This is a genomic window from Mucilaginibacter dorajii (assembly GCF_024808255.1).
GTDB classification, from domain to species: domain Bacteria; phylum Bacteroidota; class Bacteroidia; order Sphingobacteriales; family Sphingobacteriaceae; genus Mucilaginibacter; species Mucilaginibacter dorajii.
Genome location: NZ_JANTYS010000025.1, coordinates 16,902 through 43,688, shown reverse-complemented (window position 1 = coordinate 43,688; position 26,787 = coordinate 16,902). Strand labels below are relative to the sequence as shown.

General features: G+C 43.4%; 22 protein-coding genes. 16 read left to right on the top strand and 6 right to left on the bottom strand.

Annotated features, from left to right (window positions below):
- The first annotated feature begins 102 nt into the window (after window positions 1–102).
- From lipA to FHS10_RS24485, 3 genes are read left to right on the top strand one after another with little or no spacing between them, the layout of a single operon-like run.
- Entirely contained in the window at window positions 103–984 is an 882-nt protein-coding gene (gene lipA / locus FHS10_RS24495; RefSeq protein WP_259096185.1) for a lipoyl synthase, read from the top strand.
- Between the two features lie 42 nt (window positions 985–1,026).
- Entirely contained in the window at window positions 1,027–1,578 is a 552-nt protein-coding gene (locus tag FHS10_RS24490; RefSeq protein ID WP_259096184.1) for an RNA polymerase sigma factor, read from the top strand.
- A gap of 2 nt (window positions 1,579–1,580) precedes the next feature.
- A complete protein-coding gene (locus tag FHS10_RS24485; RefSeq protein WP_259096182.1) occupies window positions 1,581–2,441 on the top strand; it encodes an anti-sigma factor in 861 nt (286 codons plus the stop codon).
- 328 nt (window positions 2,442–2,769) lie between these two features.
- Here the strand turns inward: FHS10_RS24485 and FHS10_RS24480 are convergent, their stop codons facing one another.
- Window positions 2,770–4,275, bottom strand: coding sequence for an NAD(P)H-hydrate dehydratase (locus FHS10_RS24480; RefSeq protein ID WP_259096180.1), 1,506 nt, complete (start codon window positions 4,273–4,275; stop codon window positions 2,770–2,772).
- A gap of 221 nt (window positions 4,276–4,496) precedes the next feature.
- Here FHS10_RS24480 and FHS10_RS24475 point away from each other — a divergent pair, with 221 nt between their 5' ends.
- From FHS10_RS24475 to FHS10_RS24445, 7 genes are read left to right on the top strand one after another with little or no spacing between them, the layout of a single operon-like run.
- Window positions 4,497–5,333 carry an ABC transporter ATP-binding protein gene (locus FHS10_RS24475; protein ID WP_259096178.1) on the top strand — a complete coding sequence of 279 codons (837 nt, stop codon included), beginning with the start codon at window positions 4,497–4,499 and terminating at the stop codon, window positions 5,331–5,333.
- A 3-nt stretch (window positions 5,334–5,336) separates the two neighbouring features.
- Window positions 5,337–6,128, top strand: coding sequence for a hypothetical protein (locus tag FHS10_RS24470; RefSeq protein WP_259096176.1), 792 nt, complete (start codon window positions 5,337–5,339; stop codon window positions 6,126–6,128).
- A gap of 11 nt (window positions 6,129–6,139) precedes the next feature.
- Entirely contained in the window at window positions 6,140–6,538 is a 399-nt protein-coding gene (locus FHS10_RS24465; RefSeq protein WP_259096174.1) for a GntR family transcriptional regulator, read from the top strand.
- Entirely contained in the window at window positions 6,525–7,259 is a 735-nt protein-coding gene (locus tag FHS10_RS24460; protein ID WP_259096172.1) for a hypothetical protein, read from the top strand. The genes FHS10_RS24465 and FHS10_RS24460 overlap by 14 nt, the downstream gene beginning before the upstream one ends.
- Before the next feature lie 22 nt (window positions 7,260–7,281).
- Window positions 7,282–8,169 carry an ABC transporter ATP-binding protein gene (locus tag FHS10_RS24455; protein ID WP_259096171.1) on the top strand — a complete coding sequence of 296 codons (888 nt, stop codon included), beginning with the start codon at window positions 7,282–7,284 and terminating at the stop codon, window positions 8,167–8,169.
- A 12-nt stretch (window positions 8,170–8,181) separates the two neighbouring features.
- On the top strand, window positions 8,182–11,817 hold the full coding sequence (locus tag FHS10_RS24450) for an ABC transporter permease/M1 family aminopeptidase (protein WP_259096169.1): 3,636 nt from the start codon (window positions 8,182–8,184) through the stop codon (window positions 11,815–11,817).
- 7 nt (window positions 11,818–11,824) lie between these two features.
- Window positions 11,825–12,049 (top strand): hypothetical protein, encoded by a 225-nt coding sequence (locus FHS10_RS24445; protein ID WP_259096167.1) that lies wholly within the window; start codon window positions 11,825–11,827, stop codon window positions 12,047–12,049.
- Window positions 12,050–12,057: 8 nt separating this feature from the next.
- Here FHS10_RS24445 and FHS10_RS24440 read toward each other — a convergent pair whose 3' ends face one another.
- Entirely contained in the window at window positions 12,058–12,441 is a 384-nt protein-coding gene (locus tag FHS10_RS24440; protein WP_259096165.1) for a hypothetical protein, read from the bottom strand.
- Between the two features lie 396 nt (window positions 12,442–12,837).
- Between FHS10_RS24440 and dinB the strand changes: the two genes are divergently transcribed.
- Both dinB and FHS10_RS24430 read left to right on the top strand, forming a co-directional pair.
- Window positions 12,838–13,956, top strand: coding sequence for a DNA polymerase IV (gene dinB, locus FHS10_RS24435; protein ID WP_259096162.1), 1,119 nt, complete (start codon window positions 12,838–12,840; stop codon window positions 13,954–13,956).
- A 472-nt stretch (window positions 13,957–14,428) separates the two neighbouring features.
- Window positions 14,429–17,329, top strand: a complete 2,901-nt coding sequence (locus tag FHS10_RS24430) for a DEAD/DEAH box helicase (RefSeq protein WP_259096160.1) — start codon at window positions 14,429–14,431, stop codon at window positions 17,327–17,329.
- Window positions 17,330–17,641: 312 nt separating this feature from the next.
- Here FHS10_RS24430 and FHS10_RS24425 read toward each other — a convergent pair whose 3' ends face one another.
- Together FHS10_RS24425 and FHS10_RS24420 are read right to left on the bottom strand one after the other, a co-directional pair.
- Window positions 17,642–18,829, bottom strand: coding sequence for a CapA family protein (locus FHS10_RS24425; protein ID WP_259096158.1), 1,188 nt, complete (start codon window positions 18,827–18,829; stop codon window positions 17,642–17,644).
- Between the two features lie 42 nt (window positions 18,830–18,871).
- Window positions 18,872–19,462, bottom strand: coding sequence for a C40 family peptidase (locus FHS10_RS24420; RefSeq protein ID WP_259096156.1), 591 nt, complete (start codon window positions 19,460–19,462; stop codon window positions 18,872–18,874).
- 496 nt (window positions 19,463–19,958) lie between these two features.
- On the opposite strand from FHS10_RS24420, the gene pdhA reads away from it, so the two are divergent.
- Together pdhA and FHS10_RS24410 are read left to right on the top strand one after the other, a co-directional pair.
- Window positions 19,959–20,954: a pyruvate dehydrogenase (acetyl-transferring) E1 component subunit alpha gene (gene pdhA, locus FHS10_RS24415; RefSeq protein ID WP_259096153.1), complete on the top strand. Its 996-nt coding sequence runs from the start codon at window positions 19,959–19,961 to the stop codon at window positions 20,952–20,954.
- Window positions 20,955–21,083: 129 nt separating this feature from the next.
- Window positions 21,084–22,730 (top strand): dihydrolipoamide acetyltransferase family protein, encoded by a 1,647-nt coding sequence (locus FHS10_RS24410; protein WP_259096151.1) that lies wholly within the window; start codon window positions 21,084–21,086, stop codon window positions 22,728–22,730.
- Window positions 22,731–22,841: 111 nt separating this feature from the next.
- Here the strand turns inward: FHS10_RS24410 and FHS10_RS24405 are convergent, their stop codons facing one another.
- A complete protein-coding gene (locus tag FHS10_RS24405) occupies window positions 22,842–23,093 on the bottom strand; it encodes a hypothetical protein (protein WP_259096149.1) in 252 nt (83 codons plus the stop codon).
- A 14-nt stretch (window positions 23,094–23,107) separates the two neighbouring features.
- Window positions 23,108–24,325 (bottom strand): PQQ-dependent sugar dehydrogenase, encoded by a 1,218-nt coding sequence (locus tag FHS10_RS24400; RefSeq protein ID WP_259096147.1) that lies wholly within the window; start codon window positions 24,323–24,325, stop codon window positions 23,108–23,110.
- A 225-nt stretch (window positions 24,326–24,550) separates the two neighbouring features.
- On the opposite strand from FHS10_RS24400, the gene FHS10_RS24395 reads away from it, so the two are divergent.
- Window positions 24,551–25,369, top strand: coding sequence for a hypothetical protein (locus tag FHS10_RS24395; protein ID WP_259096144.1), 819 nt, complete (start codon window positions 24,551–24,553; stop codon window positions 25,367–25,369).
- A gap of 248 nt (window positions 25,370–25,617) precedes the next feature.
- Window positions 25,618–26,736: a DUF2911 domain-containing protein gene (locus FHS10_RS24390; RefSeq protein WP_259096142.1), complete on the top strand. Its 1,119-nt coding sequence runs from the start codon at window positions 25,618–25,620 to the stop codon at window positions 26,734–26,736.
- Window positions 26,737–26,787 lie beyond the last annotated feature (51 nt).

Here is a 26,787-nt window from a genome sequence, read left to right as displayed (position 1 = left end):
ACAAGCAGCCGCGTGTCCGGGCCCATCACTCTTCTGTAATAATTCTTACAACCTAAGGGCAACGTTATAATTGGTTACTTGCTTTTTAACTACATTTGCAACATGATTGAATTGCCGGTAGTTCCCGCGGTTAGCCAGGTACAACGTAAGCCCGATTGGCTTAGGGTAAAGCTTCCTATAGGAAAAGAATATGCTCACGTACGCGGTTTGGTTGATGAACACAAACTGCATACTATTTGCGAAAGTGGTAATTGCCCCAACATGGGCGAGTGCTGGGGTGCCGGCACAGCTACTTTTATGATATTGGGTAACATTTGTACCCGCTCCTGCTCGTTTTGCGCCGTAGCAACCGGCAGGCCTTTAGCTGTTGATGTTGATGAGCCAAACCGTGTAGCAACATCGGTAAAGCTGATGCAGGTAAAACATTGCGTAATCACCTCGGTAGACCGTGATGATTTGAAAGATGGCGGCTCTATCATCTGGGCCGAAACCATCAATGCCATCCGTCGCGAAAGCCCGGAAACTACATTAGAAACTTTGCTGCCCGATTTTAGAGGCAATTGGGATAACCTGGCCCGCGTGCTGGAAACCCGCCCCGAGGTAGTATCCCATAACCTGGAAACTGTACGCCGCTTAACCAAAGAGGTACGCATCCAGGCTAAATACGACCGCAGTTTGGAAGCCTTAAAACATGTTTCTGAAGCCGGTTTGCGCACAAAATCAGGTATTATGCTTGGTTTGGGCGAAACAGAAGAAGACCTTTTAAAAGCTATGGACGACTTACTTGCAGTTGGTGTGCATATCCTTACGCTGGGCCAGTATTTGCAGCCAACCCGCAATCACCATCCGGTTATCGATTGGATTCACCCCGATCAGTTTGCACGATTAAAACAAATTGGCCTTGATAAGGGTTTTAAATATGTGGAAAGCGGACCATTAGTACGGTCATCTTACCACGCCGAAAAACACTTGTTTGAAATATGATATATCCTTTATATCTTCACCATATCGAGCAATAAACCCAAATTGAGCAAAAAACGCAAAATATCTCTTTCTGAAGACGAATTAGTGCTTTCACTAAGGAATCATGAAAAAGTTGCAATAGAAGCGCTTTATGACATGTATTCGTCCTCTTTATTTGGTGTTATATCCCGCATTGTTGTAGATACCGCTATAGCAGAAGATATTTTACAGGAAACTTTCGTAAAAATCTGGCATTCCTTTTCAAGCTACAGTACCGAAAAAGGCCGTTTATTTACCTGGATGGTTAATATTGCCCGCAACCTGGCAATAGACAAGATCAGATCAAAAGATTTTAAGAACCAAAACAAAAACCAGGAGATTGAAAATAACGTAGCTTTCATAGACGAGCAAAGGAATACAGTTTACAAGCCTGAGTTGATGGGTGTTAAAGATTTAGTTCAGACATTAAAGCCTGACCAAAAATCAATCATCGATCTGGTTTATTTTAAAGGGTACACACACGTGGAAGCCGCCGAAGAATTGGGCATTCCGTTGGGTACTATTAAAACCAGGTTGAGAATGGGCATACAAGAACTCAGAAAACATTTTAATTGAAAGTGGAAGATTTAAAAGCATATATCGAAACAGGAATTCTGGAACTTTACGTTTTGGGGGATGTTACCCCCGACGAAAAGCGCCAGGTTGAGGAGATGGCTTCTAAACATCCGGAGGTAAAAGCCGAACTGGATGAAATAGAACTGTCAATGGAACTGTATGCAAAAGAAAACGCGGTTGAACCATCAGAAGATTTAAGAGGCAGAATACTGGGTAGCTTACTTACCAATTTTGGTGACGACAGAAATTTTACCGCCGCCCCACCACATAACGAGAGTGATACCTACGAAGAAGAGGAAGAAGAACAGGGCAATGCTATTGTAGCGATGCCTGTACGCAAAGAGAGCAATTTTTATAAATATGCATTTGCTGCCAGCCTGGCCTTATTGATTGCAAGCGCAGTAGCTATCTTTAATTTAAACAATAAATTACAGGATTCAAATAGCCAGTTGATAGCCCTGCAGCAAAGCAAGCAACAGTTTGCCAACCAGGTAAACCTGATGGATAAGGAGCTTACCGTTTTTCGTGATACCTCATACAAGCTTATCCGCTTAAAAGGCACACCTAAAAATCCGGCCTCGGCCATTACACTGGCATTTAGCCCCGGTAAGAAAAAAGTGGTGTTAGATATTGCCGATATGAAGATGGCGCAAAATGATAAAGCACACCAATACCAGCTTTGGGCCCTTGTAGGTGGCAAGCCTGTTGACCTGGGTGTGTTTGACTCTGCAAGTGACACTACTGCCAGCATTAAGGAAATGAAATCAATTGCTTCGGCAGATGCTTTCGCGGTGACTTTAGAGCCAAGAGGCGGCAGCGTTAACCCAACGCTTGACCAAATGGTGGTTATTGGCAAATATTAAAAAAAGAAGTTTACATGTAAATGACGGGACGTTTCACTATGTGAGGCGTCCTTTTTGTTTAAAATAAGTGTCATTTGGGGGCTTTTGTTAATAAAATGCACTCTTTTGTAATTATTTAACAGCTTTTTAACAATAACCCAAACCATTTATTCGTTTTTTTGTAACTATTAGGATGTCTCGCACGTCTTATAACCAGTTAGATTAAACAGAGCCTGTGAAAATTGAAAATGTAAGTGATAAATCTAACTCATTCATATGAGTATTTAGTTCTTTATAAGATCAGTTAATAGTTAATCAAAAAAGGATGTATGATACTTGCATCCTTTTTTTATGCCATTAATTTTGCCATGGTAACTGGTAAGTGCGAGGCCAGCTTACCCGGCAAAATTACATTGAGTCTATTAGGCAAGCCTAATTCATCGCCCGCTTTACCATGGATATAAACGCCTGCCAAACAGGCATCTAATGGCGAATATTTTTGAGCAAGCAGTGCGGCAATAATTCCCGTAAGTACATCACCCATCCCCCCTGATGCCATAGCGGCATTACTTGTGGAGTTAAAATAAGCTTTCCCTTCTGGTGATACTGTAATAGTATAATCGTTTTTTAAAACAATGTAAATATTATATTCTTTTGCCCTTTGCATGGCTGTTTGCAGCCTTGCCCACCAGTTTTTGTGCTCGCCAAACAGGCGGTCAAACTCTTTCATGTGTGGTGTTAAAATACTGCCGGCAGGTAGCTTTTGTAGTAATATTTTATCGGCGGCCAGCAAATTAAGTGCATCGGCATCAATTACTAATGGTTTTTTGTAGTTTTTGATAAGTGCCAATAAAAGATTAGCAGCATCTGCTGCTTTACCCAAGCCAGGACCAATGGCTATGGCGTTAAATTTATCCCATTCAATTTGGGGCAATTTGCTTTCGTTCCTCACTATCGCCATAATTTCTGGCAGGTAGCTATTCAGGGCAGTTAAGCCGCTTTCCGGAACGCAGGCTGTGGTTAAGCCGGCCCCGGCATGCGCGGCAGCCGCGGCGCTTAGTAACGCGGCCCCCATAGTTTGTGCCTGCCCTGCAATGATCAATGCGTGCCCATAGGTGCCTTTATTGCTAAAGCGGTGCCTGGGTTTTAATATGGCGCGGATGTCTTTTTCCTCTATAAACTGGTAAGGGGAGTTTAAGGATTGCACAAAACTTTCATTGATACCGATGTTAACGGCCTCCCAGCAATCGATATAGGGAGCTGATTCGGGTAGTAGAAAATTGATCTTGGGTTGCTGAAAGGTGATCACCAGGTCTGCTTTGATAGCAACAGCATCTGGCAATACCTCGCCTTCTGAAAAGAAGCCTGTAGGCACATCCACAGCTACAACGACCTTGCCTTGTTTGTTAATGTGTTTTACCAGTCGCTCATAATCATCGGCTAATGGCTTATTGAGGCCACTGCCCAACAGTGCATCAATAATGATATCACCGTTTTTCCCGGGCAGGTCAACGCCTTTTTGAATTTCAATTACCGGAATATTTGTTTGCGTTAACCTGGCAAAATTAGTGTTAAAATCATCAGATGCTTTATCGCTGAAGCGGGCAATTTTTATGTTGATGTTTTTATATTGATGTTCTTTAAGTAAATGGGCAATGGCCAGGCCGTCGCCACCGTTATTACCGGTGCCGCAGTAAAAAGATATCGATCTGTGTTTATCAGGGAAATGGTTAATAAACCAGCCCACAAAAGCTTTGGAGGCCCGTTCCATCAGGTCGATAGATGAAATTGGCTCATTAGCTATGGTAAAAGCATCAGCCTGGCGAATTTGTTTGGAAACGAGTAGAGGTAACATATACTTCTAAAGTAGGGAATTATATGTTTTGTTTTTGGAAATAGAAGATCACTTATTGCTATAAGTGCTTTAACACATTATCACATGGCGCTTTGCCCGATCTGAAAAATGTTTCGACTGCTCTCTCTGTCAAAAAAATATTTTTTCCAAATCATTAGGAAATACAAAAAAAAGTACCGTGGTTTGCTGTGTATTAGATAACCAATACACCGCTACTCTTTATGGTTGAAATTAAAAATCTGAGTTTTGGCTACAACAGGCAAGCCCTGTTGTTTAAGGATTTAAACCTTGCATTACAGCAAGGGCACATTTACGGACTGCTTGGCAAAAACGGGGCAGGTAAATCAACCCTGTTAAAAAATATGGCCGGCCTGGCCTATCCGCAAAAAGGGAGCTGTTTGCTTAAAGGGTTGAGCGTTTCAGGCCGACCGGTTTCTGTATTGGAGCAGATCTATTTCCTGGCCGAAGATATTTACGTGCCGTCATTTACCCCGGCACAATATGTAGCCAATACCGCCGGCTTTTATCCCAAATTCAGCAAGTCGGATTTTTATATCTACCTCAAAGCTTTAGATGTTGATGAAAACGCGGTGATGGATAAACAATCATTCGGTCAACAAAAAAAGGCCATGATCGCCTTCGGTCTGGCTACCAACACCGGTTTACTGGTTATGGATGAGCCTACAAACGGGCTGGATATCCCTTCAAAAGTGCAGTTCAGGAAACTTATAGCCTCGGTACTTACCGATGAGCGCTGCATTGTGATATCAACCCACCAGGTGCGCGATCTGGATAGCCTGATTGATACCCTGCTTGTATTGCACGAAAAAGAAATTGTAGTTAACCTGCCTATGGACGAAGTGGTAGAAAAATTAACCTTCGGTTTTTATGCCGATACCGAAGGTTTAAAGCCGGTATATGAAGAAAAGGATATGCGGGGCACCAACGCCATTTTACAAAACACATCGGGCCGCTTTAGCAAGGTAGACCTGGAACTGTTGTTCAATGCCATTATTAGTGGTAACAAAAAAATAGTTGAATTATTAAAAGCATCATAGCATATGTCAAACTTTTTTAGTCCGGCCAGGTTTGGCAGGCTTTTTATAAAGCACAGCCAGGAGCATTACACCAGGTACCTGATGTCGATAGTGGTGTTGGTAGGTGTAATGGTGATGGGCGGAAGCTTCTTAATATACATGATCAATACCTCGCTCGATCCTATGTTCCAGATGCTGCTGTATGCCTGGATACTTTTGCTATCCGGCACCATATTTACCAGTACCATTTTTGCCGAATATGGCAGCAGTAAAAAAGTGATAACCTGGTTATCGTTACCGGCCAGCCACTTCGAAAAATACCTGGTGGCCTGGTTATACTCTTTTGCCATTTTGTTTATAATAGTTACCGGCAGCTTTTACCTGGTAATGCTGTTTTTAATAAACGCGAAGCATTTTGCGCAGCAAAAGCCCGAGTTATTCAACATTTTCCAAAAGCCCGGTGCATTGCAATATCCTTTATTATACGTGGCATTGGCCATTTATTCGCTTTTGCACAGCATTGCTTTTTTTGGTGCCATCTGTTTTAAAAAGCTCCACTTTATTAAAACGGCGTTCCTGTTTTTTATCGCGGTAGCGGTCTTAATGTTTGGCAACAAGCTTTTGATGGATGCGTTGCTTCATAAAGATACCTTTTCGTCATTGCCTTTAACAAACGTCGCTTTTCTGGAAAACGGTCACGTCATGGTCGTCAACCTGGTTAATAACAGGGAAGGTTATGCATTTGTGATGTATTTGGTTATCGCGGTTTTGTTTTGGATTGCGGCTTACTACCGGTTAAAAGAAAAGCAGGCTTAATTTTACAGCACATGGATTTTAAAGAAAACGAACCCATTTACCTGCAAATTGCCGGAGCGGTAAGCGAAAATATATTAACGGGCAAATGGCCCGCCGGCGAGAAGATCACCTCCATCCGCGATTTGGCCATTGAGCTTGAAGTTAACCCCAATACGGTTAATCGCGCTTATGAACTTTTGCAAAACCAGGAAGTGATCATCAACAAGCGGGGTATGGGCCTTTTTGTAGCGGCCGATGGCGCCGCCAAAATAAAAGCCATCCGTAAAGAACGTTTTATGCAGCAGGAGCTGCCCGATTTTTTCAGGAACATCCAGTTGCTTGATATTGAATTGGATGACCTGCAACAGGTATACCAACAGTTTAAAAAAGATAATCAACTCCAAAAAGATGCAGGCCATGAAAACCAGTAATAAATTTTTGATAGCCATTTTGCTTACACTGGTTATATCAAACATCGTGTACGCCATAGCCATGAAAAGGGAATACCTTACCGGCCATTACAAAGACCCCTACTTTAACTTTACCACCCTGCCTTACCGCAATTTTAATGAAGTGATCATCAACCCATCAGAAAACGTTAATGTAAAACTGGTACAGGGGCCTTTTAAGGTGATGGTTAACAATATGCCTAAAGACAACCTGGTGTTTAAACAAACCGGCAACACCCTGCAGGTTGATTTAAACTGGGGTTACGCCCGCTTTAATACCGGCGATGATTATATGATCATTATATCGTGCCCCAACCTTAAAGCCATGCACGCCAACGCTACTTATACTTTAAATAAAGTAAGTTATACCGATACCACAGCTATTGATGGCTGGGGAAGGCACCATGTGTTAATAGATGGCTTTAAACAGGATAGCCTTGCTATTACGCAGCAATGGGGAAGTGAGGTAATACTAATCAATAATAGCCTCGGTTATTTAAAAGCTGTAACCAGTATCAACGATAACAGTTTATCAAAACTAACCCTTTTAAAAACCAATAACATTCAGCATACCAATTTTGATATCCGTAACAAAGGTCAGCTCATTTTAAGCGAAGCGAAAATCACCGATCTGCATTATCAAATGGCAGATAGCGCTTTACTTATTATGAATGGGGCCGCTATTAAAACCATAAAACAATAAACAGCTTAACCTTCCAATCCTTATGAAATTACAGATCAATTCACTTTCAAAAACATACTCCAACGGTGTTCACGCGCTTAAGGATGTATCGCTTACCTTAAATAACGGCATGTTTGGCCTATTGGGCCCTAACGGTGCGGGCAAATCATCACTGATGCGTACCATTGCCACCTTGCAGGAGGCCGATGCCGGTAGCATCTTTTTAGATGATCTGGATGTGCTCAAAAACAAAACCGAGGTACGGCAATTATTAGGCTACCTCCCCCAGGAGTTTGGTGTATATCCTAAAATAAGTGCCGAGCGTATGCTTGACCATATTGCGCAGCTAAAAGGTGTAGGCAACAATGCCGAACGTAAAGAACTGGTTGCCGCCCTGCTTGATAACGTAAACCTGGGCAAGGATAAAAGGAAAAACCTGGGCACGTATTCGGGCGGTATGAAACAGCGTTTCGGCATAGCGCAGGCGCTGATTGGCAATCCCAAACTTATTATTGTTGATGAACCCACCGCCGGACTTGACCCCGCCGAGCGCAACCGCTTTTATAACCTGTTAAGCCAGCTTGGCGAAAACACCATCGTTATCCTATCAACCCATATTGTGGAGGATGTGAGTACGCTGTGCTCCAACTTTGCCATTATTTGCCAGGGCGAGGTTTTATATGCCGGCGAACCCGATACAGCCGTAAACGAAATGGAGGGCCGGATTTTTAGCAAGGCCATTGATAAGGCCGAACTAAGCTTTTACCAGGATGATTTTTCGGTGATCTCTACCCAGCTAAAAACGGGCAAGCTCCATATCCGTATCCTGGCCGAAACTGATCCAGGCAAAGGTTTCGCTCCTGCTACGCCCAACCTGGAAGATGTATATTTTAGCAATATTGCTACCCGTGTAGATGTAAATACCATTTAAAACCCTATCGCTATGTTTTGGAAAATATTTGCTTTTGAGGCGCAAAATCGCCTCAGGAGACCCCTGGTGTATGTTTATTTCTTCGCTACCCTTATTTTTATAACCGGTTCTTTTGCAACAGGTTCACTCCCGGTTGGCGAAAAGGAGCACATCAACAGCCCTATGCTTATCGCTTTTGCCATGGGGTGGATTAGCATGTTTATGATGCTGGTAACATCGGGCATTATGGGGATGCCTTTATACAAAGATATTGAGCACAATACCAAAGATTATTACCTCACTTACCCTATTACTAAAGCCGGCTACTTTTGGGGCAGGTATTTTAGTTCGCTCCTATTTGTGCTCATCATTAGCAGCGCGGTAATGGCGGGCGTATTTTTGGGCACCAAGCTTGGCCCGCTCATGCACTGGAAAGATGCCAGCAATTATGGTCCCAACAATTTCATGTATTACTGGCAACCGTTTTTAATGATAGCAGTGCCTAATCTTATCTTCACTTCATCCCTGTTTTATGGCCTGGTTGCTATCACCCGCAATATTAAGGTGATCTATAGCGGGGGCATCATCCTGTTTTTGGGCTACCTGATAGCTACCTTTTTTTTACAGCGCACCAATAACCAATACGTGATTAACCTGGCCGATCCCTTTGCCTTTAACGGTATCAGGCAGCAAAAACAAGCGGCCACAGCGGCTATGCAAAACACCAACCTGATTGAGTTTGGCGGCCCGTTACTGCTTAACCGCATCCTATGGCCCGGCCTGGGTTTAATTTTACTGGTATACACCTATATCCGCTTTAATTTTGAAGACTTTTTTAGCGGCAAGCGAGATAAAAACCTGGTTAAAGAGGGATTGGTAAATCGTAACGCCGTGCGCCCTAAAGTAGCTACTTCATTTACCGGCAGCTATAATCGCAAAACGCTTTTAAGCCTTACCAAAACCGAGTTGCTCAACATCGTTCGTGATAATTATTTCTGGATCATCATTAGCTGCGGACTTGTATTCCTGGGTTTTGTGTTATCTATGGGTAACAGCTTTTATTACATTCCCGATTTTCCGCGCACGGTAGAATTGCTGGATATTTTTAACGAGGTTTTCCCCTTCTTCATTTTCTTCATCATCATTTTTTACACCGGCGAAACCGTACACCGCGACCGTATTACCCGCTACGCCTTCATCAATGATTCATTGCCCGCGCCCAACTGGGTTTTAAACGGATCGAGGCTGTTAAGCTTATTGGTATTGGGCCTTGGTTTATCATTGGTCCCAATGGTGATGAGCCTGGGCGTACAAATAGCCAAAGGATTTACGCAATTCAATTTCCCGGTTTATATCCTGTCTGTCTTCGGTCTTATTTTGCCCCGGTTTTTAGAGATGGTGGTCTTTTCTTACGTGATTCACGTGGTGGTGAATAACAAATTTGCTGCGCATGGTATTGGTATAACCATTTGGGTGGCCCTTTACTTTTTGCATACCACTTCCATTTTTAACTATAATCTGCTGCTATACTCCTACACGCCAGGTTACCGCATTTCAGATATGGATGGCATTGGCCACATGGCCGCTCCTGTTGCCTGGTTTAATATTTATTGGCTGGTAACCGCGGGGTTACTGGTTATTGTAGCTGCGCTTTTTTACTACCGGGGTGTATCATCAACATTAAAAGAGAGGTTGCAATTGGTAGCTGGCAGGTTTAACACCAAAACCCGGCTAATCACAGTTGTTTTGGCGATAGTCTTTCTGTCGCTTTCATCATTTATTTATTACAACGTAAGTTACCTGAACAACTATCTCACCAAATCAGAGAACGATGAGCGTGCAGTATTGTACGAGCGTACACTCAAGCCATATCAAAATCTTCCGCTGCCAAGCGTAACCTCGATAAAACTAAATGTAGATGTATATCCCGAAAAACAGCAATCGGCCACACATGGCTATTTCACACTGGTTAATAAAACCCCAAAAACCATTAGCCAGCTGTTGATTGATGCCGACGGGGTGCCCGAGTACGATTTAAAAACTAAGGGCAAACCAATCCCGTTTACCACGCCTCTAATTTATGAGCGGGGCAAATTCAACTGGTTCAGGTCTAAACAGGATACCTCGGATTTCAGGCTTTATAAATTTGAAAAACCGCTGGCTCCTGGCGATTCGGTTGTGGTAGAGCTGCGCTCGGCTGTTTATTATAAGGGCTTTAGCAATGACCTGTACAGTGCCGATCTGTTACGCAATGGCACGTTTTTTAAAGGTGGCCTACCTGGCATTGGGTACGATGATGACGATGAACTGGGCAGCCCTTATGAGCGCAAGCAATATGGTTTACCACCCAAAAAAGAAGAGGTGTTTGAACAAAACGATCCGGAAGGCTTAAACACCTTAAGGATTGGTAAAGGTGCAAGCATCCAAAAGTTCGATCTTACGGTAAGCACATCGCCCGGCCAAACTGCTGTTTCAACAGGTACTTTACAAAGACAGTGGACAAAGGATGGCCGCAATTATTTTCATTATGTACAAAACAACCCGGGTATGTACCCGCCATTTGCTATTTTAAGTGCAAAGTATGCTTTACTGCATGATGTTGTTAAGTTAGATAGTGGCAGGCAGGTTAACGCCAGCATATTTTATAACCCCTTGCATGCTGCCAATATTCACAGGTATCACAATGCCATCAAAGACGGCATTAAATACCTTTCGGCCAGCTACGGTAACTATCCTTTTGATGAAATGCGAATAGCCGAAACCGGGATTTACGGTCCTCAGGCCTCTGTACTGTCAACATTAAGTACCTATACCGAAAACGACGGATGGAATGCCGATTTCGGCAAACCCGGCTTGTTTGATTTTTGCTATTACAACGGCATGATACAGGTAGCCCAACAATGGTGGCGTTACCAGGTGGCACCCAATAGTACCATTGGCTCGTTTGTAATTCCCGAAGGTTTGGCCAGGTACGATGCCTTTGTAATGGTTGAAAAAAAATATGGCAAAAACAATATTCACGATGTGTTACAGGATGAAATGTGGCGATACCTGTATTTTCACAGCAGGGGCGGCGAACCCGAACATACCTTGCTCAGGGCCAACGAATGGCACGAGTACCAGGGTAAAGCCGCCAATGTGTTATATGGTTTAAGGGACCTTATCGGCGAACAAAACATGAACGCCGCCCTGCGTGAATTTAAAGATACCTACGCGTTTAAAAAAGAGCCCCCTTACCCGGGCAATAACGATCTGTATCGTTATTTGAAAAAGCACACGCCCGATTCGCTGCAATATTATTTAACCGATACCTGGGAAAAGATCACCTTTTATGATAACCACGTAATTGATGCCAAAGCCACTGCGATGGGTAACGGACAATATAAAGTAACGCTGAAAGTGAGCACCGGCAAAATTTACATCAATGGTAAGGGCGATGATGTACCGGCTACCATGAATGATTATATAGACATTGCCATTTTTGCTGCCGATACCCGGAATAAGGAGGGTTATAACCAGGTAAACCCGCTTTATTTTCAAAAACATAAATTAACAGCAGGCGAGCATACCATTATCATCACTGTAAAAGGCAAGCCCGAAAGAGTGGGCATCGACCCCTATAATAAATTAATTGACAGGGTGCCAAGAGATAACACCAAAGCCCTGTAAACGCCTCATGGATCAAGAAAAACTGATTCAACTAACCATCACAAAGCTGATGAATGAAGCTACGGCCGGTGAGCTTGCAAAGTTAGATGAGCTAACTACAGATGATGCCGCCAGCTCGTTTTTTGTACAAGCGATGACGGATTATTTCACCGCGGAGTATCAGCATAATGATGTTGATGCTCCGCGGTTGTTTAAAAACATCAAAGAAAAGTTGAAGGAAGAAAAGGAATAGCAAATACTTTAATCTAATGCCAGCACCGTATCAAAAGCCATTTTACGATATTTTACAATGCTATCGAGTTTATTATAGCTGTCATACAGTGTACTATCAGGCGCAACAGAATTACCGTATTGTTTATGCAGTTTCATAATCTGTTTACCTGTTGTACTGTCTTTTTCATGAGTGTAAGTATTACAAAGGCATAGCGCCAGTTTACTTTTGGCAAGGCGGTATCCACCGTCGGCCGTATCCACAGCAGCGTAATATTTAAACTCAACACTGCAATTTTTAAAAGATAGCGTATGTGTTGATTTAAAAATGATGTATGGCAACACCCAAAAACAAATTACCGCAATAAAGGCCAATCCTCCTAATACCACCCCTGCCGTTCTCCGCTCTGCCATCGCCCCTTTTATATTTGATATTAATACTGATAAGTGCAATAAGGTAACCCGATAATTGTTAACTGGGTTTGCTCCTTTAAAATGCAGGCGAAAATCAGGGAAATCGCTTTTAACATTTTTGCATAAGGTAACATCTTTCAACGTGCATAATAGGTAGCCGCTATGCGGCATCTTGTCTGGTTCTTTTGTTTCTACAAACAGGTAGCCGCTATGCGGCACTCTTTCGTCTTACTAAATATTCGATGCCGCATAGCGGCTACCTATTTGTAGAACAAGTAATTTATGCTTTTTTGCTCCATAGGAGCTACCTTTTGCTACGCAAATCTTTAAACGCGATTTCCCTGAGGCGAAAATGATTTGCGAGTCATTCACCCGTTCAACCCCTATATTTGCTCTATGCAAGATCAGCCTGCAACAATATTCCGTAAAATTATCCATATTGATATGGATGCATTTTACGCGTCGGTTGAGCAGCGCGATTTTCCGGAGTACCGGGGTAAACCTTTAGTGGTTGGTGGCTTGCCACAGGGACGGGGCGGGGTAGTGGCTACGGCCAGTTATGAGGCGCGTAAATTTGGCATCCGGTCGGCCATGTCGTCCAAGCGGGCTTTGCAGCTTTGCCCCGATGCCTTGTTTGTGCGGCCGCGGTTTAACGCCTACAGGGAGGTATCGCAGCACATCCGGGAGATCTTTAGCCGCTATACCGATCTTATTGAACCGCTTTCATTGGATGAGGCTTACCTTGATGTAACCAACGATAAGCTGGGCATAGGCTCGGCTATTGATATTGCCAAACAGATCAAGCAAGCTATAAAAGACGAACTTAACCTTACTGCTTCGGCAGGTGTATCCATCAATAAGTTTGTGGCCAAAATAGCGTCTGACATTAACAAACCCGATGGGTTAAAATTCATTGGGCCATCCAGTATTGAAAGCTTTATGGAGGGGCTGGCCGTCGAAAAATTTTTTGGCGTAGGCAAGGTTACCGCTCAAAAAATGAAACAGATGGGTTTACATACTGGTGCCGACCTGAAGCGGCTAACAGAGGCTGAAATGATTAAAAACTTTGGTAAGCCGGGCCGGTTTTATTACCAGATAGTACGTGGTATTGATAACCGCGAGGTACAGCCCCACCGCGAAACAAAATCCCTTGGCGCCGAGGATACATTTGCTTATGACCTTACCACCCTGCCCGAAATGGAAGCCGAACTGGATAAGATAGCCATCACAGTATACAACCGGCTGCTTAAGTACGAGCTGAAAGGCCGAACCCTTACCTTAAAGGTAAAATATCACGATTTTAAGCAGATCACCCGCAACCAGTCATTCACTACCGCATTTAACGACCTGGAAACCATTTGCAGGGTAGCAAAACAACTCATGGCCGCTACCAACACAGAGGATGCAAAGGTGAGGCTGCTGGGTATCTCCTTATCTAATTTTGGCGATGTGGTACCCAGGCCGCGGAATGAAAAGGAAGCCGGCCCGGGTGATCAGCTGGCTTTGGAGATTTAGGTGGAGCCCTAATCTCTTTAAATTACCGTGTGTACATATCTCTCTAACTAAAGAAAATGTCATTTCGATGGAGCGAGGGTGAGGCACAAGCGGGGCGCGATAGAGAAATCTTCTACGAGCAATAAGGAAACGTAGCTTGTTGTATAAGATTTCTCACCCTTGCCTTGCAGAACCCACCCGCCAAGGGTTCGAAATGACAACGTTTTTGTTTAGTTATAAGATTCTAAAAGACCTGTGCACACTGGTTTTTACGTTTTTGGTTGACTGTTGCGGTTTTGTTGCGATTTGTAAATTATGACAATTCTTAATCAATTGATTGTTAGTTAGATGTGACTTTTTGCTGTTTCACTTGTTGCGCAACACAACAGCTCAAAAAAATTAAAAAAATAAAAATCCTTTCAATTCCCCTAAATTCTCATTACGTTTGAATTTTTTGTTGATGTAGCTTCTATTAATTTTTTATCAAAAGTTAATGCTACGAGTAGACAGTACAAAACCTTGCCAGATCATTTATGCCATTGCCCGGCATGATTACCTTGGCTATGTAATTGAACCACATATCGTTCAGCTTAACCCCAATGGCGAATTTTCATTAACACACCAGCGTTTATTCAGCAATACGGCCAAAGAATTTATTCATTGTTTGGATGATATCGACCTGAAACTGATTAAGGTTTTGGAAGAGATGGAGCAGGGCAATGTGATCAAAAAGTTTTATAAAAAGCCCATCCGCCCGTTTGAGTTTTTCTCCAAAATATTTACCGAGCAGCTTTTTGAGGTTATTCGCCCAAAACTGGAAAAACGCATGGCCGAGGCACTTAATCTGCTGACGCAAACCGGTAAAAAGGTGTACCAGATGAGCAAGGAAGGCTACCCCGGTGAGCGCAAACTGCAAATGGCTGCCGAGCCGGTCTCGGTGCTATTCCATTTCCGCAGGGGCGACGACGAGATCAGGTATTTCCCGACCATCAAATATCAGGGCATGCGCATTGAGTTCATGTTTAAAAACGCCGAGATCATTTGCAACCACCCCGCCTGGATGATGCTGGATGATACCCTGTATTATTTTGATAAAGAAATTGAAGGCAAAAAGCTGGTGCCGTTTTTAAATAAACGTTATATAGCCATTCCCAAATCGTCAGAACAATCATACTTTGAGCGGTTTGTAGCACCACTTATAGAAAAACATAACGTTTACGCCGAAGGCTTTACCATCAACACTGAAAAGTATGATGCCCGCCCGGTATTAAAGCCCATTTATGTAGAGGGTGGCGTTTCGCAGATCCAGCTTAATTTTAACTATGCCGGCTATATTTTTCCTTATGGCGATGGCAGGCATGTATCTGTGCGGATGGAAAAAAATGGCGATGATTACCTGTTTCACCGCATTAAACGATCTACCACCTGGGAAAAAGGCAAGATGGCACAGTTAGAACAACTGGGCCTCAAGATAACATCAAGCCTGTTTCAAAACCTGGAGGTTAACAGCCATGATGAAGATGCCGATCATTCATTTTCGATATTTGAATGGCTTAACCAACATCACGATCAACTGATAGACCAGGGCTTTGAAATTGAACAACCCGAAGGCGGCAAACGCTATGTATTCGGTAGTAGCAAGATTGATCTGGAAGTAAGAGAAAATAACGACTGGTTTGATATTCATGCCATTGTATGGTTTGGTCCTTACCAGGTGCCTTTTATCCAGTTAAAAAACCACATCCTCAACCATAAAAAGGAGTTTGTGCTGCCATCTGGCGAAATAGCCGTGATTCCCGAAAAATGGTTTTCGCAATACGGCAACCTGCTGCATTTTACCGATGGTGGTAACGATCTAAAATTACGCAGGCACCACATAGGCCTGGTAACCGACCTTGCCGAAGGCGAAATGGCCAATGTAACCATGACCCGCAAACTACAGCGCCTTACCAATTTTGAGGAACTGGAAGAGGTAGCAATGCCCGCGAATTTTGCCGGTCATTTACGCCCATACCAAAAGGCGGGCTACAATTGGTTCCACTTTTTAAAGCAATACCATTTTGGCGGCTGCCTGGCCGATGATATGGGCTTGGGTAAAACCATTCAAACCCTGGCCCTGCTGCAAAAACATAAAGAAATTACCGAAGCCGAAGGCGGCAAAAGCACCTCGCTGGTTATTATGCCAACGTCGCTTATTTATAACTGGCTTAACGAGGCTAAGAAGTTTACGCCGCAATTAAGACTCATGGTGCATACCGGCACATTAAGATACAGATCTGCAGAGGTGTTTGCCAATTACGATGTGGTGATTACTACCTACGGCATCAGCCGGATTGATATCGAAATGTTTAAGGATTACTTTTTTGATTACGTGATCCTGGATGAAAGTCAGAATATCAAAAACCCATCATCCAAGTCGTTCCAGTCGGTTAAGCAATTGCGATCTCGTTTTAAATTGATCCTGAGCGGTACGCCGGTAGAGAATTCGGTAAACGATCTATGGACCCAGATGTCGTTCATTAACCCGGGTTTATTAGGCAGCCAGCAATTTTTTCAAAACGAATTTGTAAGCCCGATAGAAAAGAAAAAGGACGAGGATAAAGCTCACAAGCTACAGGCCCTCATCAAACCTTTTGTGCTACGTCGAACCAAAGAACAGGTAGCAACCGAGTTGCCGCCAAAAACCGAAACGCTGCTGTATTGCGAAATGAGCGAAGAGCAGTCGTCGGTTTATGAAAAAGTAAAATCAGAATACCGCAACGAATTGCTGAAAAGCCTGGAGGATGGCACCTTTGCCAAAACGCAGATCCAGGTGTTACAGGGCTTAATTAAGTTGCGGCAGATAGCTAATCACCCCATCATGATAGATAAAGATTATGAGGGCGATAGCGGCAAATTTGAAAACGTAGTGCATACCCTTGCCAGCGTGCTGGATGGCGGCCATAAGGTGCTCATATTTTCGCAGTTTGTAAAACAGCTTACCATTTACCGCGAGTATTTTGATGCTGAGGGTATACCTTATGTATATCTTGATGGTGGCACCCAAAACCGTGGCGACGTGGTGAAACAATTCCAGGAAGATAAAAAGACCAGGGTATTCCTGATATCGATAAAGGCGGGTGGCGTAGGTCTCAACCTTACCGAAGCCGATTATGTGTTCATCCTTGACCCATGGTGGAACCCGGCTGTTGAGCAACAAGCCATTGACCGTACACATCGCATCGGCCAAACCAAAAATGTGTTCATCTATAAATTCATCACCAAAGACTCTGTTGAAGAGAAGATCCTTGCCCTACAGCAGCGCAAACTAAGCCTGAGCCGGGCTTTGATCACTACAGAGGAAAGCTTTATCAAGTCGCTTTCTGCCGAAGATATTAAGGAGATATTGGGGTAAGGATCAAAAAAGCGCGGGGTGTGCGATTCCTTCCTCGTGGAAGCCACTGAGTGTACACATCTTTCTAAAAAAAGAAAAATGTCATTTCGATAGAGCGAAGGTAGGGTATGAGCGCGGTGCGAAAGAGAAATCTTCGACGCCTTGCATGGTGGGGTGTCCGCTTTTACAAGATTTCTCCTCACCCCCGGCGCACAATCCCACCCTTTGTTCGTCGAAATGACAATCGTTTTTATTGGGAGAGTAGGTTTAAAGATGTACACACAATAGTCCGTTGGGAGGGGAGTAAAAGTTTCCAATACTGACGTTATATTCCTATTGCTGCCCCTTTGCCAGACCCAGCGAGTCGGGCAATGTGGCTGTGATTTCGCCATCGTCATCAATATCCAAATTCCCACCAGGAAAATCGGTATCTGTTAATGTCCGGATCCTCATGGCCGCACGGTTAAGGGTATCGCGCAGCAAACCTAAATTATGGTCCTGCCTGAAGGAGATGAGCCTGCCATGCAGAAACTGGCCCTTTTTGTTTACATATACTTTAAGCAAGGGGGCAAGGCCGCAAACCCCGGCAACACTCACACAACGATAGGTACAAAAGTTACCCAGGCTGTAAGCTATCAGTCGCCCGTTATAAATTTCCATGGCGCGGTTTACATGCGGACCATTACCAAAAATCAAATCGGCACCGGCATCAATAGCGTTATGGGCAAATGCATGCACATCGCCGCGTTTCTCGCTGATAAACGACTCCATCTGGAAAGGCACATGCTCAAAATTAACACCTTCGCCGCCACCATGGTAAGATACGATGAGCACGTCACACCGCTGTTTTAAATCGCTGATTATGCGTGTTGCACCTTTTAAATCGAGCAACGGTACCGTATTGGCATTAGGCGCAAATGAGCAAAAACCGTATTTAACGCCATTCAATTCAAAAACTGTGGATGGTTTATCCAACAAGCCCGCATAATTAATACCCAGGCTATCTAATGTTTTCATGGTGCTTTTGCGGCCCTTTACATCAAAATCGCTGATGTGGTTATTGGCCAGACTCAGCACATTGAAGCCGGCATTCTTTAAAACGCCCGCATACCTGGTAGGCATCCTGAACAAAAAGGCTTTGCTTTTTTGGTGTAGCTTATAATGTGCCGGCTCGCCCTGGTCAAGCAGGGTACCTTCCAGGTTGCCAAATATCACATCGGAATTTTTAAGTTGGGGCTTTACCGCGTTAAAGCTATTAACGGCACTATCAGGCGGCAGGGTGCTACTATCAGGATATGATGTACCCAGCATGATATCGCCCACGGCTGCTATGCACAAAGTATCATGCCTTGCCGGGATAGCGGGCGGCGGTGCAGATGGAGGCTTTACCGCCACCTGCTTTTGCTGTACTATGGGTTGCTTATGAACTTCCGGGTTATTGCAGGCTTGCAGCAACAATGCCATTGTAGCTGTAGTTAAAATAATGGCCCTGAATTTTGCAGCAAAAAAAAATCCCTTCATATACTTACGAAGGGACTAATTTAGATATTTAATTGAATTTCTTTAGTTATTGTTCTCGTCATCGCCACCTGCAGAAGCCGGGGCATTAATCAGTTCTTCTTTAAATGAGGCTAACATACGGCCTCCTTTGTAAAAATAACGGCTGTAATAATTGTCATCCAGGCTGCTGATAGCTACCCCTCTTGAAGATGCATGGGCAAAGCGACCATTACCCAAATAAATACCTACATGCGATATACGGCGGCTATGGATTTTAAAGAAAACTAAATCGCCTTCTTTTAAATCATCTTTACCAACAGGGCTAACCATGCTGAAAATGTCGCGTGAGCTACGTTTAATATCCAGATTAAAAACCTCGCTGTATAATTCTTTGGTAAATGCCGAGCAATCGATCCCTTTTCTTGATTCGCCGCCAAAATGGTATGGGGTACCAATCCAGTCATAAACAAAGTGAAAAAGTTTCATGTTTGAGGTTGCTGATAACGCAACACCCATAATTTGGGATAAGTATGTTTTAGCTAAACCGTCTTGCTCTTCGGTTTTATCATCCGTTGTATTTGGAGCCGTTTTTGTTTGAGCCTGTGAAGCTAAAACAGTGAACATAAGGGCAATAGCCAGGGCAAATTTCTTCATTTAATGCGTTAAGTTTGTTGTTAGGGCCAACAAATTGTTTATTAAATCAGACACTTTGTCTATCGTTGAATACAAAACTATCCATATTTTTTAAAATTGCAAATTAATGACGCTTTTTTTTCAAAAAATATAAAAAACCATCATCTATAAACAATCTTATTAATCAATAGTGCATCCTGTTACGTTTATTCATTATAAAGGGTTACCATATTTTGCCATTGACTCGAAAAAAATATAAAAAAAGAGTCTCAAAATCAGGACAATAACCATGTTTTGTGCGTTCAAACACAGAAAACATCGCAAAACGCTTTTGTGAAACTTCAAAATAGCCTTATAAAGTTTGGTTAAACAAGCTGAACACGCCTTTTATTGCTCACCAAACCGGGGCAATATGAAATAAAAAATAATTCTGCATAACAATTTGGTTGCGGTTTCGATAATTTAAAGGATATAATTAGATTTGCGCTTTACTCCAAGAAATTGACTGTTTAAATACATGAGTTCAATCGAAATAACAAAGGACACTTACCTGATGTGGTACGAACAAATGCTGTTGATGCGCAAGTTCGAAGAAAAGACAGGACAACTATACGGACAACAAAAAATCAGGGGCTTTTGCCACCTGTATATTGGGCAGGAGGCTGTATTAGCCGGCGCTATGTCTGTAATGAAACAGGAAGACAGCATGATCACAGCTTACCGCGATCACGCTCATGCCCTGGCTAAAGGCGTAACGCCCAATGCTATTATGGCCGAAATGTATGGTAAAGCTACCGGTTGCTCAAAAGGCAAAGGCGGCTCTATGCACATGTTTGATAAAAGCAAACACTTTTACGGCGGTCATGGTATAGTAGGCGGCCAGGTACCATTGGGTGCCGGTGTTGCTTTTGCCGAAAAATATAAAGGTACCGAGTTTGTAAACATCACTTACATGGGCGATGGTGCCGTACGTCAGGGTGCACTTACCGAAACCTTTAATATGGCTGCGCTTTGGAAATTACCTGTAATTTTTATTTGCGAAAACAATGGTTACGCCATGGGTACTTCTGTTGAGCGTACCACTATCCAAACAGATATTTATAAATTAGGCTTACCTTATGGTATTCCTTCATCTGCCGTTGATGGTATGGACCCTGCCGCGGTACACGTTGCTATGGACGAAGCAATTTCACGTGCACGTGCAGGTGAAGGCCCAACGTTTTTAGAAATGCGTACTTACCGTTTCAAAGGTCACTCCATGTCTGATCCGCAGAAATACCGTACCAAAGAAGAATTGGAAAGCTACAAAGCAAAAGACCCTATCGAAATGACCAAACAGGCCATTGTTGAAAAGAAATATGCTGATGACGCCTGGTTTGAAGAGATTGATGCAAAAATTAAAGCTATAGTTGATGAAGCGGTTCAATTTGCCGAAGAATCGCCATGGCCTGAGGCTTCTGAACTATATACCGACGTTTACGTTCAGGAAGATTATCCATACATTAGAGATTAGTTTTGGGTTTTAAGTAATGAGTTTTGAGTTTGAAATATTTCAACAGGTTTTAAACTCAAAACTCAGCACTTACTAACTTACCACTACCTATATAAATACTAAATTTTCTATAACACATATAAAAAGTATATGGCCGAAGTAGTAAAAATGCCTAAGATGAGCGATACCATGACCGAAGGGGTATTGGCTAAATGGCATAAAAAAGTTGGCGATAAAGTAAAATCCGGCGATGTATTGGCCGAGGTTGAAACTGATAAAGCTACCATGGATTTTGAATCGTACCAGGATGGCACCTTATTATTTATAGGTGTTGAAGAAGGTGCAGCCGTTCCGGTTGATTCGGTTATTGCCGTAATTGGTAAAGAAGGTGAAGATTACAAAACCGCGCTGGCCGATAGTGGTAGCGAGCCTGCTGAAAAGAAAGAAGAAAAAACTGCCGAACCGGCACCTGTTGCTGATAAAAAACCTGCTGCTACAGCTGCACCCAAGGTTGATCTGTCAAGCATACCTGCCGCGGTTATACGCATGCCGCTGTTAAGTGATACCATGACCGAAGGCACCATTGAAAAATGGAACTTTAAAGTGGGCGATACAGTAAAAGCTGATGATTCACTGGCAGATGTGGCTACCGATAAGGCTACCATGGAAGTTGTGGGTTACGAAGCCGGCACTTTATTATACATTGGTGTAAAAGAAGGCGAAGCCATTGCTGTTAATGGAATTATAGCCATTGTGGGTAAAGCGGGTACCGATATTACTCCTTTATTACAAGCTGATAGTGATGCACCGGCTCCTGCTACTGAAGCTGCACCGGAAGCAAAAACAGAAACAGCAGATGCTGCTCCAACTGTTTCATCGTCTGCTGATGATAGCCGGGTTAAAGCATCGCCGCTTGCACGTAAAATTGCAAAAGATAAAGGTATCAACCTTAATGATGTTAAAGGCAGCGCAGAAGGCGGCCGCATTATTAAAAAAGATATTGAAGAATTTAAACCAGGTACTAAACCGGCAGCCACTCCTGAAGCCGCGCCAGCCGCTGCTCCATCAGCACCAGCAGCTAAAGCACCTGTTGTATTGCCAACTTACACCGGCGAAGAGAAATTTACCGAAAGGGCAGTTACTCAAATGCGTAAAGCCATTAGCCGCCGCTTAAGCGAAAGCTTGTTCACCGCTCCGCATTTTTATGTAACCATGAGCATCGATATGGACCAGGCTATTGCCGCCCGTACCCGTATCAATGATGTTGCCCCGGTTAAAATATCATTTAATGATTTTGTATTGAAAGCCTGTGCTGTTGCCTTAAAACAACACCCTGCTATCAACTCATCATTCCTGGGCGATAAGATCCGTACTAACGAGCATATTCATATTGGTGTTGCCGTTGCGGTTGATGAAGGCCTGTTGGTACCGGTTATTAAATTTGCCGATGGCAAATCATTAAGCCACATCTCTGTTGAAGTAAAAGAATTTGCAGGTAAAGCAAAATCTAAAAAATTACAACCTGCAGAAATGGAAGGCTCAACTTTCACCATATCAAACCTTGGTATGTTTGGTGTTGATGAGTTTACAGCTATTATTAATACACCAAACGCGTGTATCCTTGCTGTAAGCGGTATCCAGGCGGTTCCGGTTGTTAAAAATGGCGCGGTTGTACCGGGTAACGTAATGAAAGTTACTTTAAGTGCCGATCACCGTGTGGTTGATGGTGCTACGGCCGCAGCATTCCTGCAAACACTAAAATCATTATTAGAAGAACCGGTTAGGTTACTGATATAATTTGTTGGACTAATTGACTTTTGGACTTTTAGGAAAAAAGACGAAGGACTTAAAATAGAAAAGAGCGATAGGGTTAACTTATCGCTCTTTTTTTGTGGCATTGATCGCCGTTTACTTCCCCGTCATAAAGCCAATAGACTTCGCCACCTCTTCTTTTACAGCCAGGCCCTGAATGTACAACTGATCATCGATTATCTTGTAGTTGATTGATCGCTCATCTACTTTAAAGCCATCTGCTTTAAACAGTTCTTTGAGCTTCTCGGTAAGTTCCTTTCTGTCAAATACAGCGCTTACTTTTAGTGTATCGGTTGAAGGTTCAAGGGTGATTCCCTCAACCTTGTAGGAGAATATTTTTGATTCCATATATCAATATAGGCTTATTGCTTGCCAATGCGGTACATTTTGCCGTTGTCGGTAACGCCGTATAGCGCGCCATCTTTGCCGGTGTTTAATGCTCTCCAGCGTTCGCGTTTGTCTTTAAGTAGTCTTTCTTCGCCTACAACCTTGTTGTTTTTAATCACCAGCCGCGCAATGTGCGATCCGCTCAATCCTCCAACAAATAAATTGCCCCTCCACTCGGGGATCAGGTTACCGGTATAAAAAGTAATGCCTGCCGGCGATATCACCGGGTCCCAATAATAAATAGGTTGTGTTACTCCCTCTTTTTGTTGTATCGCATCGCCCACAGGCTGCCCGCTGTATTCAATACCGTAGGTAACTACCGGCCATCCGTAATTATTCCCGGGGCGAATGATATTGATCTCATCACCACCGCGCGGGCCAAATTCATCTTCCCAAAGTTCACCTGTTTCGGGGTTCCAGGCCATGCCCTCAGGATTGCGGAAACCATAGGCGTAAATTTCGGGCAGGGCTCCGGCTGTATTAGCAAACGGGCCGCCTGCAACAGGCTTGCCTTCTTTGGTGATATGGATAATTTTGCCAATGGCGGCACCCAAATCCTGGGCTTTCATGCGGATATCGGCACCAGAACGCTCCCCGGTACTTACAAACAGGTTGCCCTGTTTATCAAACAAAATCCTTGAACCGTATTGCAATGCGCCTTTATAAGCCGGTGTAGCCCTATAGATCACCTGGATATCGTCAACCTTGCTTTCATCGGCTGCCAGTTTGCCTTTGGCTACAGCAAGAACGTTCCCTTCAGGAGTTTGCTCGGCATAATCCCAGTAAATGATGCGGTTGGTACTAAATGCGGGATCGATGTTAACATCCAGCAAACCACCCTGGCCCTGGTTTACTACTGCCGGCAAATTCGTGATCTTTTTATCAGCTTTTCCGTCGGCTTTCAAAATCTGCATAGTGCCACCTTTTTCCGAGATCAGGAAACGGCCATCGGGCAAAACGCATAAACCCCAGGGATGGCTCAATTCAGTATTGATTACAGTTACCGCTAAAGGCGTTTTGGTTTTAACGCCTGCAATACGGGTTTGGCCAACAAAGGCCGGTTTGTACTGGCTGTTAGGGCTATTGGTTTCAACTGGTGCAAGGGTACTATCGCCGCCGGTTTGCGCCTGGCAAGCCGCGGTAGTTAACAGGATAATACCCGTTATAAATGTTTTTTTGAAGGTAGATAGCATGGCAGAGCAATTAGTATTTAGATAAATGATTACCGTAAAAATACGATTTGGTTTTAGATATGATCGGATAACAATGTATTAAACGAGTTACATTTTACACCTGCCGGTGGTACGCGGGCAAGCCCGTTACAATTAGCCCCCAACGTTACGATAATGTTATTATTTAAAAAATATCAAACAGTTTACCGCGAATTTTGTTTATTGCGTTAATAATTATTACCTATCATGAAAAAAGCTACCTTATTATTCAATTTAATTGCCGCTGCGATAATAACTGCTGCCAACCCTGCACATGCCCAATTTGGCGGTCTGTTACAAAAGGCCAAAGACAAAGCTGCTCAAAAAGCCAGTGATGCTTTAGATAAAAAAACAAGCACAGCTCAAACCCAAAATCAAACAACAACTAAGAGCAACCGGGCCACCATTAACGAGGGCTTTGATTTTGTACCTGGCGATACGCTGTTGCTGGCAGAAGATTTTGCCAATATACCAACAGGCTCATCAACTCACACATTTAAAACCAATGGATCGGCATCGGTTGTTGCCATTAATGGGCAGGATGGTAAATGGCTTGCTCTTGGCGATAATGCCACTTATAAATTCACCAAACAGATCTTTTACCCCAAACACTTTACCATTGAGTTTGATATTTTTACCGCTGTAGATGTAGTTAAGGATATTTATCCTATAACTACTGGCTTTATTAATGATAACAGCGTAAAAGATTACAATAGCGGCACCGGTGCCTATCTGCAGCTAAAGTATTATAATAATGATGATATTGAAGTTTACAGTTCATTCATCAGCAAAAACCTCAATACCCGGTTTGATCTTACCGCTTACGCCAACCGGCCAATGCACATATCAATGAACGTTGATGGCGACCGCATGGCGGTATATATAGATAAAACCAAAATTGCCGATACCCTGCTATTTTTACCAACCACCGCGAAAAACTTTTTCATTAGCGGGCCAATGCAATATCAGAATGGTGCAAAAGCATTAGTCAGCAATTTTAGGATCATGGGTTTCAAAAAGAGTTAGGGTACTATAACAGGATAAATACAGGCCGTTATTTGATATCAATGACGGCCTGTATCGTTTTAGCAAAAAATTTTAATATGCTAATCCTTCTCGTTTAAACCCTAATTTAAAAATATCCGGCTGCCTGCCTGTAACTAAGTGGCTTCCCCGCTGTCTAACTCTCAAACAGACACCCTGTTAAGCTATTCAAACCAATTCATTCAATCCATTTACAGGAAGCTTATCCGCTTTTATTTAAACTTTACTGCATGAAAAAGAAAATTTGTATGGGCCTTGCCCTGGTGTTATTTCAAACTATTTTGGGCGCCGCCGCCCAGGCTCAGTTAACATCGCCGGCAAATGGCGGTAACAAGCGTGCCAGCGTCAGCGAGCAGATTGGCATTACAGATGTAAACATTCATTACGACAGACCTGGTGTAAAAGGCCGCGATGGCCACATTTGGGGCGGCCTGGTACCCGTTGGGTATGTAGATCAGGGCTTTGGCACTTCCAAAGCCGCACCATGGCGGGCAGGCGCCAATGAAAACACCACTATTGAGTTTTCTACCGATGTTAAAATTGAAGGGCAACCGTTGCCGGCCGGTAAGTATGCTTTGTTCATAGCTTATGATCCTGAAAGCAGCACGCTTATTTTTTCAAAGAACAACTCTTCGTGGGGCAGCTTCTTTTATGATGAGACCGAGGACGCCTTGCGTGTAAAAGTAAAACCGGTTAAAGCAGATCAAAGTGTAGAATGGCTAAAGTATGAATTTACCAACCAGGCACCTTCTTCGGCAGTAATAAACCTGGAGTGGGAAAAACTGGCTATTCCGTTTAAGGTTGATGTAGACCTGGTGGCCACCCAATTGGCATCGTTTAGAAAAGAGCTACGCGGCGAAAAAGGATTTACCTGGGAAAGCTGGAACCAGGCGGCTTTATTCTGCGCGCAAAACAAAACCAATTTGGACGAAGGTTTAAACTGGGCAAACAACGCGGTAGGCCCCGATTTTGGCGGCAGCCACAGTTTCCAGGCCTGGACAACCAAAGCCGCTGTTTTAGACAGTCTTGGTCGCGGTGTTGAAGCTACCGAAGCAATTAAAAAAGCAATCCCTTACGGCGATATGAACGAGCTGTATTTTTATGCCCGGGGCCTGGCTGCCCATAAAAAAGGTAAAGAAGCTTTTGATATTTTTAAAGCCAACTATGATAAATACCCAACTGAATTTTTGACTAACGCTGGTATGGTGCGTGCCTACTCGGCCATTGGCGATTATAAAAAGGCACTTGCCCTGGCACAAAAAACACGTACTATGGCCAAAGACAAACCTAACCAGGATACGATGGATAGGATGATAGCTAAACTGCAGAGCGGTAAGGATGTAAATTAACAAAAAAAGCCCGGTTGTAAAGTTTAACAACCGGGCTTTTTCATATTAGCG